The sequence below is a fragment of the Streptomyces sp. URMC 124 genome, from assembly GCF_051386455.1.
Lineage (GTDB): Bacteria > Actinomycetota > Actinomycetes > Streptomycetales > Streptomycetaceae > Streptomyces.
On sequence record NZ_JBPQTS010000598.1, the window covers coordinates 1 to 245 of the forward strand.

General features: G+C 58.0%; 1 protein-coding gene. It reads right to left on the reverse strand.

From position 1 onward, the window contains the following. On the reverse strand, window positions 1-245 hold a 245-nt coding region (locus tag ACSNOG_RS33830), incomplete at both ends, for an ATP-dependent DNA ligase (protein WP_436756493.1).

The window sequence follows — 245 nt, forward strand, 5'->3', positions numbered from 1 at the left end:
GCTTACGCATATCCTTATCGCCGTCGACCAGAATGTCAAACAGCACATACGTGAAGAGCGGGGCGCCCGACCGAACCGAACGTGAACGCTCCCGCTGAAGCACCTTCTGGAACACCGGGCGTCCGAGCTCTGGATGAAAATAAACCACTTCGCCGTCCAGGAGCAGACGATCGTGCTGCAGCGTCGACAGTGCGGCAACCACCTCGGGATAGAGGGTTGTTTTGTCCAGCAGCTTCCGGGAATAG